General features: G+C 31.3%; 9 protein-coding genes and 1 tRNA gene. 3 read left to right on the top strand and 7 right to left on the bottom strand.

The genetic code is table 11. The features are described 5' to 3' along the window. Positions 1-302: 302 nt before the first annotated feature. The 3 genes from aspS to purM all read right to left on the bottom strand — a co-directional run bounded on the left by aspS (position 303) and on the right by purM (position 4,474). Positions 303-2,105 carry an aspartate--tRNA ligase gene (aspS, locus tag A1OE_RS03440; protein ID WP_015088964.1) on the bottom strand — a complete coding sequence of 601 codons (1,803 nt, stop codon included), beginning with the start codon at positions 2,103-2,105 and terminating at the stop codon, positions 303-305. A gap of 715 nt (positions 2,106-2,820) precedes the next feature. Then, a complete protein-coding gene (purN, locus tag A1OE_RS03435) occupies positions 2,821-3,429 on the bottom strand; it encodes a phosphoribosylglycinamide formyltransferase (RefSeq protein ID WP_015088963.1) in 609 nt (202 codons plus the stop codon). Beyond that, on the bottom strand, positions 3,404-4,474 hold the full coding sequence (gene purM, locus A1OE_RS03430; protein WP_044283289.1) for a phosphoribosylformylglycinamidine cyclo-ligase: 1,071 nt from the start codon (positions 4,472-4,474) through the stop codon (positions 3,404-3,406). Before purM ends, purN begins: the two co-directional genes overlap by 26 nt. A gap of 170 nt (positions 4,475-4,644) precedes the next feature. On the opposite strand from purM, the gene A1OE_RS03425 reads away from it, so the two are divergent. Next, positions 4,645-5,721, top strand: coding sequence for a DUF2066 domain-containing protein (locus A1OE_RS03425; RefSeq protein WP_015088961.1), 1,077 nt, complete (start codon positions 4,645-4,647; stop codon positions 5,719-5,721). A 3,519-nt stretch (positions 5,722-9,240) separates the two neighbouring features. Here the strand turns inward: A1OE_RS03425 and rnd are convergent. The 3 genes from rnd to A1OE_RS03410 all read right to left on the bottom strand — a co-directional run bounded on the left by rnd (position 9,241) and on the right by A1OE_RS03410 (position 14,302). Continuing rightward, entirely contained in the window at positions 9,241-10,401 is a 1,161-nt protein-coding gene (gene rnd, locus A1OE_RS03420; RefSeq protein ID WP_015088954.1) for a ribonuclease D, read from the bottom strand. Between the two features lie 1,366 nt (positions 10,402-11,767). Next, entirely contained in the window at positions 11,768-14,044 is a 2,277-nt protein-coding gene (locus tag A1OE_RS03415) for an NADP-dependent malic enzyme (protein WP_015088950.1), read from the bottom strand. A 170-nt stretch (positions 14,045-14,214) separates the two neighbouring features. After that, positions 14,215-14,302: transfer RNA gene (locus A1OE_RS03410), tRNA-Leu, on the bottom strand. Between the two features lie 116 nt (positions 14,303-14,418). On the opposite strand from A1OE_RS03410, the gene lipB reads away from it, so the two are divergent. Then, entirely contained in the window at positions 14,419-15,099 is a 681-nt protein-coding gene (lipB, locus tag A1OE_RS03405; protein WP_015088949.1) for a lipoyl(octanoyl) transferase LipB, read from the top strand. A gap of 2,191 nt (positions 15,100-17,290) precedes the next feature. Here lipB and A1OE_RS03400 read toward each other — a convergent pair. Further along, positions 17,291-18,289 (bottom strand): mitochondrial fission ELM1 family protein, encoded by a 999-nt coding sequence (locus A1OE_RS03400; protein WP_015088947.1) that lies wholly within the window; start codon positions 18,287-18,289, stop codon positions 17,291-17,293. Between the two features lie 2,736 nt (positions 18,290-21,025). Between A1OE_RS03400 and purB the strand changes: the two genes are divergently transcribed. Continuing rightward, positions 21,026-22,324: an adenylosuccinate lyase gene (gene purB, locus A1OE_RS03390; RefSeq protein WP_015088944.1), complete on the top strand. Its 1,299-nt coding sequence runs from the start codon at positions 21,026-21,028 to the stop codon at positions 22,322-22,324. Positions 22,325-24,426 lie beyond the last annotated feature (2,102 nt).

The following is a 24,426-nucleotide window of genomic DNA, read 5'->3' as shown; positions in this document are numbered from 1 at the left end:
CGCAACAATTAAGATGCTAATTGTTTTAGCAAATACTACTTAATGGAGTTATTTTCTTCTTAAGCTACTCAACAGCTCAGCTGATTATTTTGTCTTATAATTGCTAAATTGCCCTGCAATCGGGTTTAGTATAAAAAATTATAAATTTCCTTGTATCATAATAAATATTAACTTAGCTTATAATGCCTTTAGCATATCAGTAATTGTAAAAAGTTTATTTATTCGAGTAAAATAATACTTAGAGTACGCATAAGATGAATAGCCTTAGCCAGTTTATCTTAAATCATAAATGCTAAAAATATTTAATGATTGGCCTTTTCTTTTATAAGAGAGTCATTTAGCAGCCTGGTTGGCGGTACAATTTTTATATGTAGTTCATTAAGCTGTTCTGTATACACTTTGTTTGGCGCGTTCATAATCAAATCTTCAGCTTGCTGATTCATCGGAAATAAGATGACTTCACGCAGATTATTTTCATGAGCCAACATCATAACTATACGGTCAATGCCAGGAGCAATACCGCCGTGTGGTGGAGCGCCAAATTTAAAAGCATTAACGATACCCGCGAACTTATCATTCACAAACTCTTGGCTATATCCAGCAATCTCAAACGCTTTGTACATGATTTCTGGGCGGTGATTGCGAATAGCACCAGAAGATAGCTCGACACCATTACATACTAAATCGTATTGAAAGGCTAGTATCTCTAAAGGATCCATATTTTCCAGCGATTTTAAACCGCCTTGTGGCATAGAAAAAGGATTATGTAAAAAATCAATACTGTCCGTAAGTTCGTTGACTTTGTACATTGGAAAGTCAACAATCCAACACATCTTAAATACTTTCACATCTATGATATTAAGATCAGCTCCTAGCTTTAGACGAGCTTGGCCAGAGATCTTAGCGGTTTCTAACTCTTCTCCTGCGGCAAAGAATATGGCGTCTCCGTCTTTCGTACCGGTAATTAATTGTAGTTGTCTAATTTCATCGGTTGTTAGATAATTAGCGATTGGCCCACTAGCTTTGCCTGCGTTGAAAATAACGTAGCCAAGACCTATCATGCCTTGAGCTTTAGCCCAAGAATTAATGCGATCACAAAATGCTCTACTACCACACTCAGGTCCTGGAATTGCACGAACCACACCCCCACTTTGTACAATTTTTGAGAATCTGGCAAAAGCGGAAGCTTGAAATATATGGCTGACATCAGCGATCTCTATGGGGATACGCAGGTCAGGTTTGTCAGATCCATATTTGAGCATAGCTTCTCGGTAAGCAATTCTTGGGAAGGTATTTGATATACTCCAATCGGAAAATTCTTTAAACACGCCTGATAAAATCGGTTCGACAGCGGAAAATATATCTTCTTGTTCCACGAAGCTCATTTCTAAGTCAAGCTGATAAAACTCCCCTGGGGAACGATCAGCACGACTATCTTCGTCACGGAAACAGGGAGCGATCTGAAAGTATCGGTCAAATCCAGAAACCATAATAAGTTGCTTGAACTGTTGAGGAGCTTGAGGCAGCGCGTAGAACTTACCTAGATGTGAACGAGAAGGTACTAGAAAATCACGTGCACCCTCTGGTGATGAAGCGGTCAGAATCGGTGTTTGGAACTCTATAAAACCTTGTGCATTCATACGACGACGAATGGAGGAAATTACGTTAGAACGTAAAACGATATTATCGTGCATTCGTTTTCGACGCAGATCAAGATAGCGATAGCGTAGTCTAGTTTCCTCGCCAGCATCTTCTTCAGAATTAACCTGCAATGGTACTTGTTCTGCCGCAGATAGCACTTCCAAATCATTAATACGAATTTCTATTTTACCTGTAAGTAAACCTGGATTAATTGTCTTTTTACTACGCTTAAACACACGTCCAGTAATGCAAACTACACTTTCTAATCTAATTTTTTCGACTTGCTGAAATGATAATTCTTTAACGTCAGTTACACATTGAACGATACCGTAATGGTCGCGGAGATCAATAAACAGCAGTTGTCCATGATCACGACGACGATGAATCCAGCCAGCTAGTCTGACAGTTTCACCAATTTTAGTTTCAAGAATATTACGACAAGTATGTGTGCGATAGCGGTGCATGACATCAAGATGGTATGGGAAGGAGATATTATAATCTCGCATGTAGGGAAGATAACGTCAAGATATATATTTGCCAAGTAACAACTGCAAATAACTTCAATTGGCTTGTTTATAATTATATTTTTCTGCTTTAATAAGCTATTAGCAATTAAATACATTCAATGTATTTTCTTAATCTAGAAAAAATAAACCGATTTCTTAAATAAGTTGGCTAGAGTTAATTGCTGCGGGTCGAGCGTCAATTTCTATAAGATAGATAAATTATCATAATTTTTAACAATTATACAACATGTTTAATGTTTGTTTAAGACTAGAACAATATTAACATGCCACTTCTGGATGCTGTGATATGTTGAATTTATTAACGTATATTAATTTTATCTTGCGAAAACAACTACTGTTATTTAAGCGTAATAAATTTAGACTGTAATAAATTCGATAATATCCAGACTAAGTTTGCAAATTACCACGTAAGGTTTAACCTTATTCTTATATAATGGGAAGTTCTTTGTGCTAAAAATATATAAACAAAATTTAACAGAGGATGTTTTTATTATATTTTGGCTAAAAAATGCACAGTGTGCTTTATTAAGGTAGAAAATAAAAATAATTAATATTATTCATTAAATAACTAAAATATTTTATCTTTTTAATAAGAAGTTTAGTTTTCCATATTGCCAGATGCTAGGCTATAGCAGCATGCCCTCCATTTTATCTATCGTAGCACGTTAGCCAGGATTGCAAGTCCCTTTTGGTAAATTCGATGTTCTTCTTCTAGAATTCTTGCTGACAAACTAGCCTCATTATCTTTATCTTTAACTGGGACAGCGGCTTGTAGAATAATTGGGCCATCATCTACTTCTGCAGTAACTAAATGTACTGTGCATCCAGTAATTTTTACTCCGGCTTCTAGTGCTTGACGTTGTGGATGTAATCCTTTGAAGCATGGTAATAGGGAGGGGTGAATGTTTAAGATGCGCCCCTCCCATTTTTCAGTAAACTTTTGAGAAAAAATTTGCATAAAGCCAGCAAGACAAACGATATCGCAATCTGCCTTGCGTAGAACTAAGTCTATGTCATACTCAAAGCTTATTCTGTTAGAATAAGCTTTATTATCAAATATATACGTTGGAATTGCTGCCTTAGCAGCACGTTGAAGTCCAAATGCATTTGATTTGTTGGAGATTACCAAAGCGATCTCCGCAGGATAATCATGCCCGTAAGCAGCATTAATAAGCGCCTGTAGGTTGCTACCGTTTCCGGATATCAATACACCCACACGTTTACGTACATTCATGTTAACTGAATATAGAACTGAGGCCACACAATACCACTGCTTTGTCTTTGCGTGGCTCAATAAATCCAACTCGTACTGAGTTTTCTCCCTGTGTCTTTAATATCGATTGAACAGTCTCTACATCATTAGGACGGACTAAAACTAGCATTCCGAGCCCACAGTTAAAAGTACGTAACATTTCTTTTTTATCAATGTTACCTTTCTTAGCAATCCAGGTAAATACTGTGGGAGTTATCCAACTTGTTAGATCCAATCTTAAAGCTAGATTTTCATTAAAAACTCGTGGTGGGTTTTCTAACAATCCACCACCGGTAATATGTACAAAACCTTGCACAGCGTTAGTTGCCAAAGCAGCAAGACATGCTTTAACATATATTTTTGTTGGTGCAAGCAATGCCTCAGCTATTGTTTTATTAGCTTCGAATGGAGCTTGTGCATGCCAGGTAATCCCAGTGCGCTCTATCACTTGACGCACTAATGAATAGCCGTTGGAATGTAGGCCGGATGACATGAGACCAAGAACAATATCACCTGCTCTAACTCTTCTGCTCTCTAGCACCCGAGATCGATTGATAGCACCAACTGCAAAACCTACTAGTTCATAATCGCCTTCGCGATACATTCCCGGCATTTCAGCGGTTTCTCCTCCGATCAAACCGCATCCAGCTTGCTTACAACCATCGGCAATGCCAGCTATAATGTCTTTCGAAACTGCTAGATCCAATTTGCCTGTTGCGTAGTAATCAAGGAATACTAGTGGTTCGGCACCATGAACCAATAGATCGTTGACACACATTGCAACGAGGTCAATTCCAATGGTGTCATGTATGCCGGAATTTATTGCTATACGTAGCTTAGTACCGACGCCATCAGTACATGCTACTAGTATTGGATCGGAATAACCAGCTGCTTTCGGGTCAAAAAGCCCACCAAATCCACCAATACAAGGGTTAGCACCTGGACGGCAAGTTGAGCTAGCAAGTGGTTTAAGTTTGTTTACTAGTTTGTTAGCGGCGTTTATATTCACACCAACACCATGGTATGTAAGATGATGTGTGTTATCTTTGTCGATTACCTGGTTTTCTGAGGAATTTTTTCTAAGTTTAGCTATAGTTTTCTCCTATTAAGTTAAGGCACAATGACATAATAGATTATTATCTAAATAATAATCTATTATTCGACAAGTAAATAATTTTACTATTGGCTAATATCTCTAAATTTAATGACAAATGAGGAGGAATATTGAATTGTAAATCTTTTCTTATAGCTTTTTTTACGTACTTAGCAATTACGCTATATACTCACTATACTAACTGGGCGTTAGCGGAAGAGCTTTATACTGTTCGCAGTATCTCAGTTGACGCATTTGCTGAAACTCCATCAGCAGCTAAAGTAAAGGCGGTTGCTGATGGTCGACGTATCGCTTTTGAACGTCTGATGAATCGGTTATTACCACTAAATTTAACTAAAACTCTAGAAGAGCAATCAGATCGCACACTGGATAATTTAATTATCGGATTTGAGGTTGCGAATGAAAACAGCTCATCAATGCGATATGTCGCACGTTTGAGCTTTACTTTTGATCCAGTATTGGTGCGTAATTTTTTAGTATATAACAATTTGTCATTCGCGGAAACTTGCAGCCTTCCTGTGCTGGTTATTCCATTGTTAGATAGTAATGATGGCCCAATACTTTGGGAAGAAAGTAATCTTTTTCGTAAGGCTTGGGTTAAAGCGTTAATTGAGACCGGATTGGTTCCTATAATTGTTCCACGTGGAAATATTTTTGATATTAATGGTTTGAGTACTGAAAATGCTATAGTTGGTGACCAGAAAGTTTTGACTAATTTTGCCCGAAGTTACGGTGCTCGTGATGCAGTTGTTGTTGTTGCTAAACCAAGCAATAAGTCTATCGCTTTATTTGTTCGTAGGATTGGACCATTTGGTTTTAGCAGCACAATGAGGCAAAATATATTAGTGGATGAGGGTGAATATAATTATGATGCTCTAGTCCAACATGCGATTTCAATGATAGAAGAGTCTTGGAAAAGTGACAATTTAATACAAGGTAAATTAGAATCACAGATTACAGCTACAGTGCCGATTGATAACATACAGCAGTGGGTTGCTCTTCGTAAAGTGCTAGATAAAACTATTGTTTTGCTTAAATATGATGTGATTCAATTAACCAAAAAAAATGCGCTTATTAATTTGCGGATCCGTGGTACAGTAAAACAGTTGAGAATTGCCCTGGAGCAACAAAATTTACGCATCATTTCTGTGGGAGATAAGTATATCATAGTCCCATTTTATTTATAAATTTATAGGTTCCTTAGGTGTTCATGCAGTTTAGTCACTATTCCCATTTTCTAACAATGGAATATTGCTGCTGTTGTGGAAAAATTGATCAATGCGTTAGTTTAAATGCAGAGTATTATATTTTTTAATCTTTTTATTTGTATACACAAAGGAGGATCATATGGCGCCACGAAGCGCTATGCCTTGAACTTAACTGATAATATTTACCTTGCCGGCTGCGTATGTTTAATGAATCAAATAACGCGGGTTATTTTAGAGTTAAGTATATATTTTAAAGCATAATATGCATTTTTGCATAAAAATTATTGTATTAACTCTTCATTGATTAATCTAAATCTTAGACTTAACTAAGTAAAATATATTTCTGAGTAGGTATTTTTTAATTTTAACGCCAAAATGATAAGTAAAATACATTTGAAAAATAAGAGCAAAGTTAAAAATCATTCTAATAAATTTATAGTAGCTTTTTAAAAATTTACTTATAGCTATAAAATCATCGGTTGAGTATTATTTTTGATTATAAATAGTTATTGATTGTATCCTTGCATATTTAACTTCCGCAAGATTAAACCTTAATTTAGATTATTATCTTTAGAACAAGGTGCAACAAGAGCAAAGTTTAATATTAAAAAAAATTAATCTCAATTATAAGACGTAAATTATTGCCATAAACTTTTTTTTAATAAAGTAATTGATCAGCGATTCAATTATACTAGCTCCTCAAGCTAGAAGATTTGTTTATGCGTTAAAGTTAAAATTAATTTAATCAAGTATTTACGCTACTTGCTGAGGCTATTTATGATAGCTTTCAAAGTTTAAGAGTATAGTTTATTTATTTAATAACCGAAGTTAGTTAGTAATCTTAATAAGATAAATACTAAGTTTACTTTTGTTATTATTAATTGTAGTTTTAAACGCCTAAAATATATACTGTTCCGTATGTTATAAAGCGAAAATAAAATTAAACATTACTTTTATCTGCGCGGAAATTGATTTTAGAAAAGTAAAATTAGATTAGTTTTTAAACTATAAATAGAATGAAGAGCATTTATTCAAACGTTTGCCTAAGTTGACCATACGAAGAGATATAAATATTTAGTGATAAAAATTAACAATTTATATTGCTAAATATTTAATTTAGTGGAATTTAGATATGAATCGGCTGCAGTGCTTTGTTGATCTTGTAAGCAAGATACTATATAGCCCAAGTCTGTGCTGAGGCTTATATGTAGCTCATGTTTTTATTTGTTGATTGATCTTCCTGGTCATTGTCATTTTAGATCAATTAACAGATTATATTCATAGAGTAAATAAATCTAAATACTAATATAGTAATTACTGTAACTAAAAATGTCGCGAGCTATTATTCATAGCTGTGGTAAAAAATATAAATATTCTTCTTGACAATGCTGTGATTTATCAGCAATTAAATTAGTATATGGATGAGTAAAAAAAAGGTTGAATGTTGCTACACTAGTTCCGATTGAATTAATAAAGATAATTATTGATGGAATGAGCTACTATATATTTGAATACATTATGAGTATTACTTCCGTTTGGCGAAGTAATCAACTTCTTAATCTCGACATATAGAATTTTCTCCATTCTGATCTTAGCAGATTATTTGTTACTCGTAATATCACAATAATTTTGCACGTTCAGGCTAAAAGCGCATGCAGGTTTGACGATACGACTAAGTTATTGACTAAAGTAACAATTATGCATTTGCGCGTTTTAATCTTTCATAAGACTGTTGTATTAGCTATGATTATTGTAATAGTTATATTAATTTAATTATAGCATGAATCATTTTGCTTTGAAGGTCACGCATTTTTGGCAATTTCTAAATATTTAAAAGAAAAATAACTTAATTTAAATAAAATAACTGTAGATATCTTTTGTAGAAATATTGTTATGTAACAATTAATTAAATTTAGGGTATACTAAATGGACTGCTTCACGAAATAGTTTCTTACTTTGAATTACAAAGCGTATTTAATTATTTTTAATAATGATTGTGAGAAAATTAACAAGGAAAAATAATTTATTGTCCATTTATTTAGACTCTAAATTAATCTTAATTTTTATAGAAATATACTCATTAATAGTATGCTATTGTTAAATTATTGGCTATTTTTTTTCGGACTAGATTTACTTGTATAAGTGAAAACTAGAAGTTTTTTTAAATCATTCTGACAATAAAGTTTATTTTATTTCTATAAATCATTTAAACTTAAGCATGTTTAATTGCGATAATAGTAATAATTAATTATAAGAATAATATAGTTAATAATTAGCTAAGAATAATGATTATAAAGATTTTATATATGTTGATTATGAATAATAAACCATATGGTTTTGGCATATTGTACTAAACTAGCTTAGTTGAATAACAGTTACTATACGGTGGTTTGAAAATACTTATTTTACTAAAAGGTGGAAAATTATCCTAATTAGCTGAGTAATTGTTAATCGATTGATATCTTTTAGTCAAAAGCTATATTTTGACTAGGACCTATAGCGTATAGTTAATCATCAAATCGCTAGATTATCATGCTAACAAATTAAGTTTTGTCAAAAATGGTAAAAACAATGATTAGCTTGATTAATTATATAATCATTGTGATCGTAATGATTTTGAGCAAACATCTATCGAATTTAGTTATATTTATTTTTTTTAATAACAAAACTCCTTAATATAACTTGACTAACTTAACATTTAGGTAATCAACTAACTAAAAAAACACTTTTTAAGAGATGGTATTTTCATTTTTACTATGTAAATTAGATTAACTTAGTAATTACTAGTTTACAAACACTAGTAATTTATTAGAATATAATAATATTTTACTTAACATTATATAATATTTATTTGTTATAATAATATATAAAACTTATAAAATGCATTTATAAATCAATAGATATTTAAATAATATTAATGTAGATATAAAATACATGTAATATTTTATTTAGAGAATAATTTCGTTTAATTTCAATAATTATTGATTTTTTATTTAAGGTATTCACAATATTGTACTGATTTTGGTAAAAAAGCGATTTCTCTTCTTTTTATAACTTCATTAATAAAAGCTAATTTGCTCGATGAGCACATATTGGTGTTTAATTTATTTTAATCTGCTGTATGCTATTTATTACTGTAATAAATGTTTCCCAGTGATTATACCAACCGCGGATTGTATTTTAGTTAAATTTTCTGTTCATCATTCATTGCCTAATTAATCAATAATATTCTGCTATGCATTCGATATTAGTTTTATTGTTATCTAATTCTTCTATCCTTAATATTAGTATAGTATACACAAAAGGTATACTTTTATACAATCAATCAACTTTTAATTAGCAAAATTTGTAATAGTTGATAGATTAATAATAATCGATAATTAATATTTTTTAATTACCTTGCATGCTATCTATAAGAGTATCTAAGGTAAAGGGAATTGTACTTAAAGTATTTTATATCTACATCTTCGCAATAGTGAATTTTGATATTTTCAACTTTTATTTAGGAACTTTGATGAGTGTGAGTCGATCATTTGTTGTGTCGAACACAAATGCGAGCTTACCTTGCTTCACTTCCAGTGCTGCTTTACCGAATATTTCTCGACGCCAGCCTTTCATAGCAGGCAATTCCGCAGTATCATCAGCGGCTATAGCAGCTAGATCGTCAGCGTTAGCCACTAGCTTTGGGGCTACATTGTGTTTTTTGCACTGTAACTTTAATAGCACTTGTAACATTTCAGCTATTGGTTGACGCTTTCTTGTTTTACCTTGATGGTGAATTACTTGAGGCCATGTGTTTTTTGGTGATTTTAACGCTGTTTGTATCACTTCCAGTATTTCCTTAATTATTATGCTATTGGCGAATTTTTGATTGAAAAATCTTGAGCACGACAATTCTGCGCTAGAAGTTGGTAATTGCGAAGCTATGCTCACTAATGCATTGTCTCTCAGGATATAATTTCGAGGAATGTCTATTTTTTGAGCTTTCAGTTCTCGCCATGCGGCTAAGGCACGTAGTACAACGAGAACGTTTTGTTTGTTGGAATGGGTTTTAATTCTTTTCCAGTATTCTTCTGGTTTTATAATGTAAGTCGAAATATCAGTTAGTATTGCCATTTCTTCTTCTAGCCATTTTAGGCGATCAGTTTGGGTTAACCGGTTTGACAAACATTCGTAGCAAGGACGGAGATGGATTACATCGTCTAGCGCATAATCGATTTGTTGCTTCGACAGTGGTCGGCGACTCCAGTCAGTGAAGCGATAGGACTTATCTATGGTTACTCCAGTTATTGCACGTACCATGCGGTCGTAACTCACAGCGTTACCAAATCCACACACCATTCCAGCAATCTGAGTGTCAAAGATTGGTACCGGGACCTGACTAGTCAGGTGCACAAATATCTCAGTATCTTGGCGGGCTGCGTGAAAAACCTTAAGCACATTATGGTTAGCCATTAGATCAAAAAGCGGCATCGGATTTATATCAGGCGCTAGGGTATCAATCGCAACTACATCATGCTCACCGGCAAGTTGCACTAAGCAAAGTTTAGAATAATAGGTCTTATCTCTCAAGAATTCAGTATCTATTGCAACATAAGGCTCTTTTGCAATTCTTTCGCAAACTGCTGATAATGTTTGCGTATCTGTGATAAGTTTCATGGATAAGTTAATACATAATTTTTTAAAATGTAAAATTACTTAGGTTTTAGCTTATAACTACATAGTAATTAAAACTTAATCAAGATCAATACATGCGTTGGATAAATCGATAAATTATTATATAAATAGCTATCTAGCTACAGTTTAAATTTTAATTTTTTAGTCCGTAAACTGAATAAGTATTCAGTTTAGTTTATTGATAATAACAGTTCTTAGTAAATTCAGGCTAATTTATCAACAAATAAATATATTCTATTGTTAAATGCACTTATATAAACGTAATTTAATTGTGTTAACTAATTAGTTTTTTAAAAAAAAACTTTAAACTATAAATATAATCATTTTATAATAAATTATTTATTATAAAAGGTTAAATTTGTTAAAGAATGATATGTTCATATATTTATATTGTCGTGATTTTTATAAAATTTAACGACTTTTTAAGCAATACTTTACAGATTATTTTTGAGATCTGAAATGATACAGCATAATATAATATCTTCATGCAAAAAATTATCATAAATAAATAATAATAGCATTATATAAATAATTCTAAATAACGTAATACTATTTATATTATTTTATAAGGGCGGCTAGATTGCATAACAATCAGTTTTAATTGTACTTACACTAATTAGTCTTATGTAATTATGTACACTTTATGTAATTTTTTATGTTAAAGGGGAGTAATGCTAGATAATATACAATCAATCTGCTATTTATTACGGCTATATATTCTATTACACACAATTTTGTGATACCATTTACTAGCATATATTAGTATACATCAGTATTCTACGATCAATAACAACAAAATTATAAATCTATATTACACTTAGCATCTTAATTAAAAAAAAGTAAATAATAAATCCTTCCTATTACTTCATTATAGAAAATAATAGTTTTTATAATTAATAACTTGTTATCTTTATTAAAGATTTTAGCTATGTTAAGCTAATTAACAATTTAGCTTAAATTTTTTAAATATAGATTGTTGTTTACTACAGTAGAAAATTTAACAACTCTTGTAGATATTCAAACCATAGTTAATACTATTAAATTATTTAATTTAACCAAAAACAAAGAAATTTATTACTATATCAAAAAATTTATTATTCATAGGCACATCCTGTTACATTTAATAGATATCTATAATATCAAGAGTGGAATCATCAATTCATAACTTACTGTTTTACGATTTAAAACGTTTAACTTTAAGATAATTTAAACGGTTAAATTGATTTATAAATGCAAATCTACGCTTAAGATAGTATACAACTATAAATTAGTTAATAAAAAAATAATCTTAAATATTGATTTTTGTTGCATTTTATATATTTGCTGCTAACTTTTATGATATATGCACTTAGCGTGCTATCTGATTCGCTTGAGCGTCAACAACAGCGACGGCAGTCATGTTGATTATTCCGCGCACAGTAACTGATTGAGTAAGGATATGCATTGGTTTCGCTGATCCGATAAGCATTGGCCCCACAGATAAGCCTTGGCCAGCAGTTTTCATTAAATTAAATGCTACGTTAGCAGAGTCTAACGTAGGCATAACTAAAATGTTAGCTGCTCCACTTAGGCGAGAATTAGGAAAAGTGCGGTTGCGGACAACCTCAGATAATGCGCTGTCTGCTTGCATTTCACCTTCAACTTCGAGATTGGGATGCTTAATTGCCAGTTTTGATACTGCTTCACGCATCTTTAGAGCTGATGGTTTGTTGGAAGACCCAAAATGGGAGTGAGAGACAAAAGCTACCTTAGGCTCTAAACCAAAAGCACGCACTTCATTTATTACCAAATCAACTATTTCCACTAGTGTATCTGCACTAGGATCTGGCGTGACGTGAGTATCGACCATAAAGTACGAGCCTTGTGGTAAAATAAGCAGACTAACAGCTGCAAGATCGTTTATTCCATCCTTAGTGCCAATTATTTGACGCACATGACTTAGATGGTCCCAATATAAACCAACTGTACCACAGATCGCTGCTTCAGCTTCGCCAAGTTGCATCATCAAGCTAGCGATAACGGTATTATTAGTGCGTACTATCTCACGAGCCCTTTTGGCTGATACTCCGCGACGCTCCATAATTTTATGGTATGCAGTCCAATATAATTCATATCTTGAGTCTTTGTTGATATCTATTACATCTACGTCGCAACCGATCTTTAGTCTTAAGCCCAGTCTAACTAAATTGTGCTCAATTACCTCCGGGCGGCCGATCAAAATCGGATTAGCCAGCTTTTCATCTAGTATCGATTGTACTGCGCGCAATACTCGCTCTTCTTCTCCTTCTGCAAACACCACTCGCTTAGGTAACTCGCGAGCTTTAGAGAAGATTGGGTGCATTACTTGTCCGGAGCGGTAAACAAATTGCGATAGTTTCTGACGGTAGGCGTCAAAATCTTTAATAGGTCTAGTAGCTACCTCAGTATTCATTGCTGCCTGTGCGACACGTGGAGCGATTTCTATGATTAATCGCGGATCAAATGGCTTGGGAATCAGGTATTCTGGTCCAAAAGATAGTTCTTGGCCGCTATAAGCAGAAGCTACTACGTCTGAAGCTTCATGCATCGCTAAGTCTGCTATAGCAGATACAGCAGCTATTTTCATTTCTTCGTTGATAGTAGTAGCGCCTACATCAAGCGCACCGCGAAATATAAAGGGAAAACATAAAACGTTATTTACTTGGTTCGGATAGTCAGAACGGCCAGTTGCTATAATAACATCTTCACGTACTGCTTTAGCTTCTTCTGGCATGATTTCTGGTATCGGATTTGCTAATGACATAATGATAGGGTTAGCATTCATAGATTTTATCATGAATGGCTTTAGAACACCTGGAACAGATAGGCCAAGGAAGATATCAGCTCCATTTATCGCATCAGCTAGGGTGCGCATCGGTGTATTTCTTGCGTAACGAGCAATTATTTGATTCATTTGAGGGCGTCCAGCATAAACTACTCCGTCAATGTCGGTCAGTATTACGTTTTCAATTTTTAACCCCATTTCTACAAGAAGATTTACACAAGCCATAGCAGCAGCTCCAGCACCTGAGGTTACTAACCTAATCGAATCTAATTGTTTATCGACTAAGCGCAGAGCATTAAATATAGCAGCTGCTACGCAAATGGCAGTGCCATGCTGATCATCATGAAATACTGGGATATTCATACGTTGTCGTAGTTTACTTTCAATTTCAAAGCATTCAGGCGCTTTGATGTCTTCCAGATTAATTCCCCCAAATGTTGGTTCTAAGGCAGCAACTACATCAACAAAGCGATCGACCTGTAACTCCGCAACCTCAATATCAAAAACATTAATGTCTGCGAATTTTTTAAATAATACTGCCTTACCCTCCATTACTGGTTTGGAAGCGAGCGGGCCAATATTACCAAGGCCAAGCACAGCTGTACCGTTGGTTACTACACCAACTAAATTTTGACGACCAGTATAACGTGCTGCTGTGCTAGGATCTTCTGCAAGTGCTATGCATGGGTGTGCAACTCCTGGGGAATATGCTAAAGATAAATCGTGTTGCGTTGCCATTGGCTTTGTAGGTACCATGGCCATTTTCCCAGGTATTGGTTTCTCATGATAATATAATGCAGAGTCTTTAAGGTTTTGCGCCATTCCTACCTCCACTAGGTATGCCTTTTAGCGTGCTTGATATTGTGTATAACCTACTTACGCACTAATAGGTTATTGGCAGGGGTATAATTGCATCTTTTAGGGTAAATAAGCCTACTAGTTTTTCCTCTGATAGTTTTATCATTATATTTTTTAAATAACTAAAAATAATGTGGTGCGGTCGAGAAGACTTGAACTTCCACCCGGATTATCGGACAGCGACCTCAACGCTGCGCGTCTACCAAATTCCGCCACGACCGCATGTTGTCAGTTAGTTGGCAATAAATCGAACTTACGATAATTATCAATATAAATACATCTAATTAAGCTAGATTCATAAACTCTTATTGTAAAAATAAAAAAACAGCCTTTATATTATGATGATAGCATATTTAACAAATCAAGTCGACCAGACATTTTTTAGAGATATCAACTGGTGTCGTGATAATGGAATTATAGAATATAAGACAGCATTAGCCAAAATGGAGCGACTCGTTAAAGCAATTCGCCAAGGTAATGCTCCGGAAACTGTTTGGTTGCTGGAACATCCGCCAGTTTATACTGCTGGTACAAGTGCTAATAATTCAGACTTGCTAAAGCCAAATCGTTTTCCAGTATACCATATTGGGAGAGGTGGTCAGTTTACATATCATGGCCCAGGACAACGGATAGCTTATGTTATTTTAGACCTTAAGCGTCGTCGTTTAAATGTACGAACTTATGTACATGCGCTAGAAGAATGGTTAATTCAAGCATTAAAACAGCTCGGAGTGCAAGGAGAGCGACGTGATAGTAGAATAGGTATTTGGGTGCGCCGTATTGATTTAGGTGATCCCATACGTGAAGAAAAACTTGCAGCAATTGGCGTACGGGTACAGCGTTGGGTAACTTTACACGGCTTTGCTCTAAATGTTAGTCCTGATCTATCTCATTTCGACGGTATCGTTCCTTGTGGGATATCCAATCATAGGGTTACTAGTCTTACAGATCTTGGTGTACCGGTAAAAATGAGTGAAGTGGATGAAGTATTAGTTGATGCATTCAACAAGGTTTTTTAGCTCAAAGAGGAAATAAGTTACCCGGGTAACTTAAATAAATTAATTTGCTAATGTATGTTAAATTGTGACTGTAATTATCATAGTCAATTTTGATTTATGAGTCAGAGTATTATACTTCAAATGCTTAAAGTGTTTAGTCAATAGCTAATTTTTATTAATTGATAAAAATAATTCGGCTGTTTTTATGATCTTACACTTGATACATGTTACTGATACGCCGTAAATCTTTTTGTTGATGTAAAAGTTTAATGTTTTAGTACTAAACTATTGATATTTATAATTCAGATATCTTTTTTATTGCTATTCTTAACTTATAGTATAAGTAGTTGATTATTTTTTAGCAAGGCTACTTTGTGACTATAGATCCCTTTAATTTTACGAGTGAAAATTTGATATCAAAGTGATTATATTATTTAGTGAGTATTGCGATGCAATAAATTTTAATAAATTACTATTAATTTTATTATTAAGCAATTGTTTCCATAATTTTTATTATAATAATTTATTATTTTTGCTCTTGTAAAATTGCTTAATAATAAGTTTTTTAGCTAAAGTTATTTAAAATGATAATTAGTCTTGTTAAAAATTTAATAGTGCATTTGTTATTGAATTAACAATTAGCTATAATAAAAACATTGCATTATGTTGTAGTATTTTAGCTATTATAATTTAGTTTTGAGATCAATAGATTAAATTTTACTTATTGCTTTTTAATAATTATTAATAGTGTTTTATATCGTAATAACAATGCATTTTAATATAAAAATATTTTGTAACGTAATGCAGTATAAAGGATAATGTTGCTTTTGTTCGCTTATACAACGAGTATTACGAATAAAAGTGAGTGGATTCAGATTAACTACAATTTGATTAAGTGATCATATATAATTTGTTTAAATTGAGAAAATGTATTACAAAAAGATAGTCTAAAAAATCATTATTCTAGTAGATTTCACAATAAATTAATATTAACTAATCGTAGTATTTACGATATTTATTTATTTTAACTTAAGTGGTATAAACAATTGTCCCAGTATAATTATTTTTTCCGATCAATCGTTTAACTAACTATTTATTAATAATTAAATCTTATAATCAATTCATACAAAATATGATAATTTTGTAAATAATGATATTTGGTATAGGCTGATTAATGAATTTTTGATTCAAAACTTAATGTAGTCTTAAAGTAAGTTATTTTTTTTTGCATTATCTTATAGTAAAAAACTTAAGCTACTTAAGATAAATGTATTATTGCATACAATATTAAAAATCAATACTCATGATGAGTAATGTGTAAGCGGTATTTTAATTTAAAAAATTATTTTTTATAAATAGTGTCAGGTAATAATTTTTATTATTGCGTGACAAAGTAGTATACTTGATATAATTATTATTGTCTTTTAAGATATACAAATTAATATTTATTTTTATAAAATAAATATTAATTAATTGTTAATGTTAGGTAGACTACGAAGCAAATTTTAAAAAAATTAGCGTGTATAACCTAAAATACTACAATAAACAATTATCACATAATTTAGTATAGCATTTGGAAAATAAGTGACAAAAGATTTTTCGCATTACGGTTGCAGCTTAGTATTGAAGTAACATTAATATTACTATCTTAATGTAATATTAATGTTTGAGCTTTGATTGTTTAATCTTTACGTAAAATATGTGATTTGTTAGTTTTTGGATATGAAATTGATTAGTAGAAATTTGACTACTTTTATGCAAATTTGTTACAGCATGGATAGGTTATTTACTTGTCCATAAAAGTATACCAATCGAACTTTTCGAAGGTTTTATAAGTATAAATAGCTCTTTGCAAGAGAGGCTGTTCGTGTTTTTAATATGATATTTTTGCCGTATTAAATTTTAATGCCCAAGCTATTATCGAACGTAACCTAGGATGACAATTGGTGTCTTTTAACAAGAGAGTACTTGCAACCAAGTGTTAGTTTGTGAAGAAAGGGAACGATGAAAGTAATGGCTAGATTAATTTTTAAAAAGTATGTATGCTTTGTTTGGTATATGATATTTATATGTGAATCATTTCGCTTGAAAGTATAAATTTGCACAATATCAATGTATTATAATTTTTAATGTATACAGGAAATACTGTACCTTAGCAAAAAGATAATCGTTGTATTGATAAGCATAATACAGCCAATTAATATATTGGTAATTATCCCTTTAAAGCGGAAAATCGCTTGGCTAGACGTTGCTTCATAATTGCACCGACTCTGTTTGTTTCATCCAGTGGTTTGTAGGTCCAATGTTCTAATCGTCCTACAAATGGCCTGGTGTATCCTTCATTTCTTAATCTGTTATGAAAGGCTGCAAGTTTTCCGGTTTCTTGCTCAATAGTTGCGACATGCAAGGGCTTGCCTGTGCTGCAAGCTTCTGATATCATGTTAACCGAATCAGATGTAACCACAAATGCTTCACATAAGTATAAAAAAGCAAGATAGGGATTTTTACCTGAACCAGTCCAAATAATACCGGGAAGATCGTTTAATCCATTTAATAGTGCAACTTTAGTTGTATCACTTGTACGACGTGAACAAGCGACGAGCAAGGATCCGCCGGTACTTTGAGACATTGTCCGCAAATCTTTCACAAAGCGACTAACAGCTTTAGACGAAAAATTATAGCGTTTATTTGATCCACCGACATTTATTGCGATTAATGGACGAGGTAAGGTAGCTACTTTAGTTAGCCAAGGTTTTGCTGCCTCAGTTAGTTGTTTTGGTTCTTGATAATTTAGCGAACCAAATGTCGTGATAACGTTTTCTCCACGTATCTGATCGTGTTCTGGAACTATAAGCATATCGAAATGACGTGGATGGATGTGTGGGTCTTGTATGTGAGCCAAAAATGGTTGTGAAGTAGCTAAGCACCGTACTGCTAAAGCAACTCCAGCGGTACTTCTCCCACAGGAAATAATCACTTCTGGCCAACGTTTATCGATATTTTTGCAATCAATTGTCGGTATTATAGAAGCTAGCTGACCAATCAATGGCACAGCCCGTAGTAACCAGCTTGGTTTAATGTGTTTAATTACTGGATTTAAGCCAGATGCAGCAGCAAGTCCCAGACATTGTATATGTTTACCAACGATATCGTCACTAAGCACCCAACACAAATAGTCTATATCTAAAGATATGCTTGTTTTATTAGACATTTATTTTTTTTTACTACAAAAATAAAATCAATAGTAAATATATTGTTGTTTATCTTAAAAAGATTCTCTTTTAAGAAGAGAACTAGATGCAATAATAATTTTTCTAGATTATATGTTACATACTTAACGTATTGAGGTAAATAACTGTTATCTATAAACATTATACTTAATTTTAATATAAATATACATTCTTAGTATTAAAATATTCTTTTGGATATGGAAGGAAGTTTTGCAAAAAATTTTTCCTTAAGTTAAAGTTTATTATGATAAATAATCGTCTAAAACCGATCCTATACTCATGATAATTTTAATTTCTGTACAAATAAAAAGGTAATATTTATTTTAGGATTTATTTTTTTATTGCATAATATTAGCATTGGCTAGTGTATTAATACGATCGTAGTGAGATGAAAAAAATAATTGTAATTACAAAGCAATCGATATGTAAACATATCGAGACAATAAATTATTAAGTTATTGTCTACTTTTAATAGTTACTATGGATTATATTTATTTTTTGCAATAATCACGTAAAAACCAAAGTTAGCTCGATTGTTTAATTAACTGTGAATACAGTTTGCTTGCTGAATTGAATTAATCTTACCTAGAGGAATTCCAGCAGAACGCAAGCAGGCTTCCTTGTCTGTTATTGAATGCCCCGTTAAAATCTCTATGTTAAATTGTTACTATTTTTAATAACTATTAGATTATACTAAGTAAATGCTGCATTTAAGATAATAAGTGGTTCATTTTTGACAGTCAAATTTTTTGATCTGAAAATTAAATAGATAAAAAAATAATAAGAATTATTAATGTTTTATCTATTTAATTGTTGAATTTAGATTAGAAATTATGTCTTTTATTATCCAAAAGTTTATTTTTTTACTTTAAAAAAGTATTCTTGTCAAATGCTTAATTAATTTAATGATTAGTTATACATTGTATTTTTTACATAGTATAGAAAACATCAAACTCATGATATCATATCTGTTATTTTTTTCGCTAGATAATATTCTTAAAAAGTAAATCTATTTTACCAGAGTACAAATCTAAAAATTTGGTTTTTATTATTTGGTAGCGGTTATAGTTAATTAGTTTATTAATTAATGCATCTAAAGATGCTATAAAATAACTTTATTTTGCAATTGAATTTAACCGTAAATTTTATTCTCGATTTATGTTGTAGCAAATGTTTTTCGAAAGGAATTGGCTAATATAGATTATCCTAAAATGTTTTACTTATTATTAATCTGTTTCTATTTCATTATAGAGTTAAGTGGTGTTGCGCTTTGGTCAATAACCTAACTGTCGGATACTCGCTTATTAAGACGTACTTAATCTTACTGTATTATAATGTTAGATAAAGTAACATAATAAGGTAATTCTACATAATTTTTTCTTTAATGGTATTTAACTATTGATTAGAGCCTTATTAACAGATTTTTATGAAGCATTGCATATTATCCCTAAAATCAGCTGTTTATTTTTAAATAGCATTAAATCATAGTGAATAAAGTGAACTAAGGTTACTATATATAAAGATAATTTAATACACTAAGCATTGAACACATAAAATATATGTTTAACCCTTATGAAGCTATTTAGCAAAAATGTTATTCTCTGCTTACTTTTTTATACGTTGATTACCTTTTATCTATGGATAATTTTTATTCATTAAACATTATAAGTTATTGTATTAGTAATTTTATTATTTTTTTTTGATAAACCTATACGAGCATTTTGTTTTATAATTAATTGTTTGGTTATTTATGCGATTATGTGATAAAAGATCTAAAATAGTTTTCCTTAATTATAGATTTTTTTATAAAAAAGTTATGATTTATTAAATTAGATATATAGAAGCAATATATAATCTTCCTAAGAAGCAATTTATGTACAATTATTGCTATCGGTTCTCAAAAAATAAAGAAGAATACTAGCTTAATGAAGCTTTGGCGCTAACTCAAGCAAGCTAATAATTTAAAATTTTTACCGCTTTTATTAATTAGTAAAACTGAGCAAGAATTTTAATTCTAAAGTTAATCATTCATTGTATTTTGCATAAATTAATTTAATTTGTTTTTTTTAATTGCTAGTTATTTTATTAAACTTGTCAAGTTAAACGCAAGATAACTTTGCAATTTTAAAGTAAAATATTGTTTAGACGATGGTGTAAGATGCGATTAATCCATTTTTATAAGATAATTTGTTAACATAATGTGAAAATTTTTACTTCATTATCATTAGATTAATATGAAGATACTAGACATTGCGTATATTTAATTGTCTATGTAGACAATTGCTGTTGCATCCATGATCTTTTATATCATATCGCTTTATTTTTTTACATTGGTCTTCAACCTTTTAGAATACTGAATTGCTAGTTTTTTTGTAGATGGGCAACTTTATGTTGTGGTTATTACCAATTAGCATTGTGTGTATTATTAATCAGTTCGCTTGAACTCATAATCTTGATCTTATAATAAAGATATTATGTAATTTATGATTAACATAGTCCATTTTGGAATAATATTCCATAAACATGACTTTAAAAGAAAAATGCTATTTATATCTTAAAAAAGATTATTAGTTTTTTATGTACTTTATAATGTTTTTAATTTCAGATATTTTGGCTTTGATTGTTTTATGTGTTTCCTTGACGATCTAAGGATTATTTTTATAATAAAAATATTATTTGGAATAGATTGTATGTTTTAAAGTAGTGATGATAAAATCATGATCTTGCGTTATTCTCGCGAAAAAATGTCGTCCATATGGTCGAATAAATCGAAGTTCCAAATTTGGCTAGAAATTGAAGCGCATGCTTGCGATGCACAAGCCGAGTTAGGGGTAATTCCTAAGAGTGCGGCTGTTGCGGTATGGAAACATGGAGCATTTGCTGTTGATCGAATCAATTCTATAGAAATAGATGTAAAGCATGAAGTTATAGCCTTTTTAACTAATATTGCCGAACAGGTAGGTCCTGAAGCTCGTTTTATTCATCAGGGTATGACAAGCTCTGATATACTCGACACTTGTTTAGCTGTTCAACTAAGCAGAGTATCGGATATCTTAATTGAAGATCTGAATGCTTTATTAGTTGTTTTGGAACGAAGGGCTTTTGAACACAAGAATACTATTAAAATTGGTCGTAGCCATGGTATTCATGCAGAGCCGACTACTTTTGGTTTGACATTGGCTTCTCATTATATGGAGTTTCAGCGTTGTCGTGACCGATTAATTAATGCTCGCAAGGAAATAGCTATTTGCGCTATCTCAGGTGCTGTAGGAACTTTTGCTAATATTGATCCATTCGTCGAAGAGCACGTATCTAAGGCCATGGCTTTACAAATTGAGCCAATTTCTACTCAAATTATACCGCGTGATCGACATGCAATGTTTTTTGCTGTGCTTGGTGTTGTCGCTTCTTCGGTTGAGAGACTAGCTACTGAAATTCGTCATCTTCAGCGTACTGAAGTTTGTGAGGTAGAGGAATTTTTTAGTGAATCGCAGAAAGGTTCTTCTGCGATGCCGCATAAACGAAATCCGGTTTTGAGCGAAAATCTAACTGGCCTTGCTAGATTGGTACGTATGACGGTAAATCCTGCTATGGAAGACGTTGTTCTATGGCATGAGCGAGATATTTCTCATTCATCGGTAGAACGAGTAATCGCACCAACTGCTACTGTAACTCTAGATTTTGCTCTTGCTCGCTTGACAGAAGTAATGGATAAGTTAATAGTCTATTCAGCTAATATGCAAGTAAATGTAAACAAGTTAGGTGGTTTAATTTATAGTCAGCGGGTAATGTTGGCGTTAACCCAGGCCGGCTTAAGCCGCGAAAATGCATATACTTTGGTTCAGCGCAACGCGATGGCTGTTCGCTTGGAAGGCAAGGACTTTTATAATTTGCTAGTTACAGATAAGGAGATTACATCTGAGATTAGTGTTGAGCAAATTAAGGGATTGTTTGATATCAGTTATCATACTAAGCATGTTGATACGATTTTTAATCGAGTGTTTGGGCGAAGTTAACAATAATTAATTTGCATGTAGAGACTTTATGGTTAAAACTAAGCATATTTTATTATATCAATAAATATATGTTTATTATTTTTATTAGTTGTTTTTTTAATTACTTTTATACACATTTGCAGTGTTATAATTTTTATGTATACAATTTTTATTTTTACCTGAGACAAAAAGCACACATTAGTATTTTTAATTGCTTAATTTGATTAAGTTATACGAATATTATCAAAATAGTTCTGAATTAATTTAGTTAGCTTTGTTGAAATTATTACTTCTACTTTGAGAAAGTTTAAATTTATCAAGTCTATTTATTTAAGTATAGAAAGAATAACTATATATTATTGCGCACAAGTTAATGAGCCAGGCGTATTCTATTAATGAGTACCCTGATAGAAATTAATTATAGATCAACTGCTAATTGCGTATGGTTGATTATTATTAGGTCGATAGTTAATATACTTATTAAGATACATTGTTTCTTTTTTTTATATTTAATAAGTATGAATAACTACAGTTGGTTTATTTGATAATGAAGTAATTATAGTAAAAATGAATATTCCAGACATTGCGTAAAAATTAGTTGCTAGACAAATTATTATTTGCTAACTATTGATATTATCTCTATTGATTAATTAAGATTAATGCTACTTCACAAATAAGTAGCTTTCCAAATAACTTAAAAGAGATATTGGCGTTGATGTACATTACTTATATGGATTTTTTTATAAAACTTAGTACGGTATAAAATTTTATTTAACGTTAGCATTAGAATTAATTAACAATAAATGAGCTATTTTAATCAAAAATTAAATTTTTATTTGATAGATAGCGTAATGCTTATTATAATTTTTATTTTGATTTTAGATTATTTTTAGAATAAAACTCCATTATATTCTGACTATTGCAAATAGCAATAGGTGATTGATATCAATGCAAGGTAATTTCTTTATAATATAAGGAGTAATTAGTAATATTTTGTTTCATTTACTTTTTACTTAGTAAGAAAGCATTTAACTTTTCCAGTTAAAATTGAAAGATTTCATCAAGTAACGCATAAGAAAAATTTTGTAATAATATCTTATATTTGCTAGTATGCTTGGTTAAAACTGTGTAAATTATTAACCATTTCAGAATACAAATTGTTAATAATTTACACAGTTTATAAAATAATACAGTCAAATAGGATATTACCATTAATCGAAAGTGCAATTGCTTAGGTAGTGTATTTTAGTGTTATAATTTGTTATCATTAATGTCATTACCTACTTGAGCTCGACGCGCGCAAAATACTCTATCGAAGTATACATGTTAAAAACCATCTTTTACTATCTAAGAGATGCTTGTTAGTCGATAATAATAGCTGTCAATCATAGATGCCTAATTGTAAAAAGTTACTTAGGTAAAGTGTAATGCTTGGCATCATAATCCAAACGTTGCAATATCTATAACTTTTTAATTTTATTTAGCCAAATGATAAACGTACAATTATTTTTTATGATTTTAATAGGTGGAAGGTTTTTTGCGTAATCTTGCCATAAAGAATGAATATTTTACTTCATGGAGTACTACAAAGTTATTGTTAAACAAGCCAAGTTATAGCATGCTATAATTTAAATCGATATTAGATGCTAATGTTTTCAGGATACTGTTACAGCTAAGTTGTTTCAGCTAATCTTTTTTTTTATTAAGTATTTTCCACATAACTAATAAATTTATTTTAGCAATTATTTAAGAGCAAGCTACATTGTTAGATCTGTCTTTCATAAGAAAGAATTTTTTAATGATATTAACGATTTGTAGTAATTACTTTATGGTAATGCTATATAATTTAGAAATAAAGTTTAATTTATTAAAACTAATAATATAGTTAAGAGATATTTCATATTGAATATTAATATTTTATATTTTGTTTTAGATATAATTTTATTAATTGTACATTACCGATATTTTATTTTGTATAAATTATTTTGTAAATATATTGTTAAATAACAATTATAAATCTAACTTTTTAGTTATATGTAATTGGTGAAAAAGCTTGATATTGTAATTTGTGAAATGATTGGGTAACCTACAAATTAATGAACGCTGTCTAGCAAACAGTGTAT

This window comes from Candidatus Endolissoclinum faulkneri L2, from assembly GCF_000319385.1.
Lineage (GTDB): Bacteria > Pseudomonadota > Alphaproteobacteria > Thalassobaculales > Thalassobaculaceae > Thalassobaculum > Thalassobaculum faulkneri.
Note: the sequence above shows the minus strand (reverse complement) of the source record. Positions and strands in the feature narration are given on the sequence as shown.

What these genes read in the sequence shown, in the direction of transcription:
- lipB (WP_015088949.1), top strand. Translation starts at nt 14,419, where the DNA reads ATGATGATAGCATATTTAACAAATCAAGTCGACCAGACATTTTTTAGA.
- A1OE_RS03400 (WP_015088947.1), bottom strand. Translation starts at nt 18,289, where the DNA reads ATGTCTAATAAAACAAGCATATCTTTAGATATAGACTATTTGTGTTGG.
- aspS (WP_015088964.1), bottom strand. Translation starts at nt 2,105, where the DNA reads ATGCACCGCTATCGCACACATACTTGTCGTAATATTCTTGAAACTAAA.
- A1OE_RS03415 (WP_015088950.1), bottom strand. Translation starts at nt 14,044, where the DNA reads ATGGCGCAAAACCTTAAAGACTCTGCATTATATTATCATGAGAAACCA.
- rnd (WP_015088954.1), bottom strand. Translation starts at nt 10,401, where the DNA reads ATGAAACTTATCACAGATACGCAAACATTATCAGCAGTTTGCGAAAGA.
- purB (WP_015088944.1), top strand. Translation starts at nt 21,026, where the DNA reads ATGATCTTGCGTTATTCTCGCGAAAAAATGTCGTCCATATGGTCGAAT.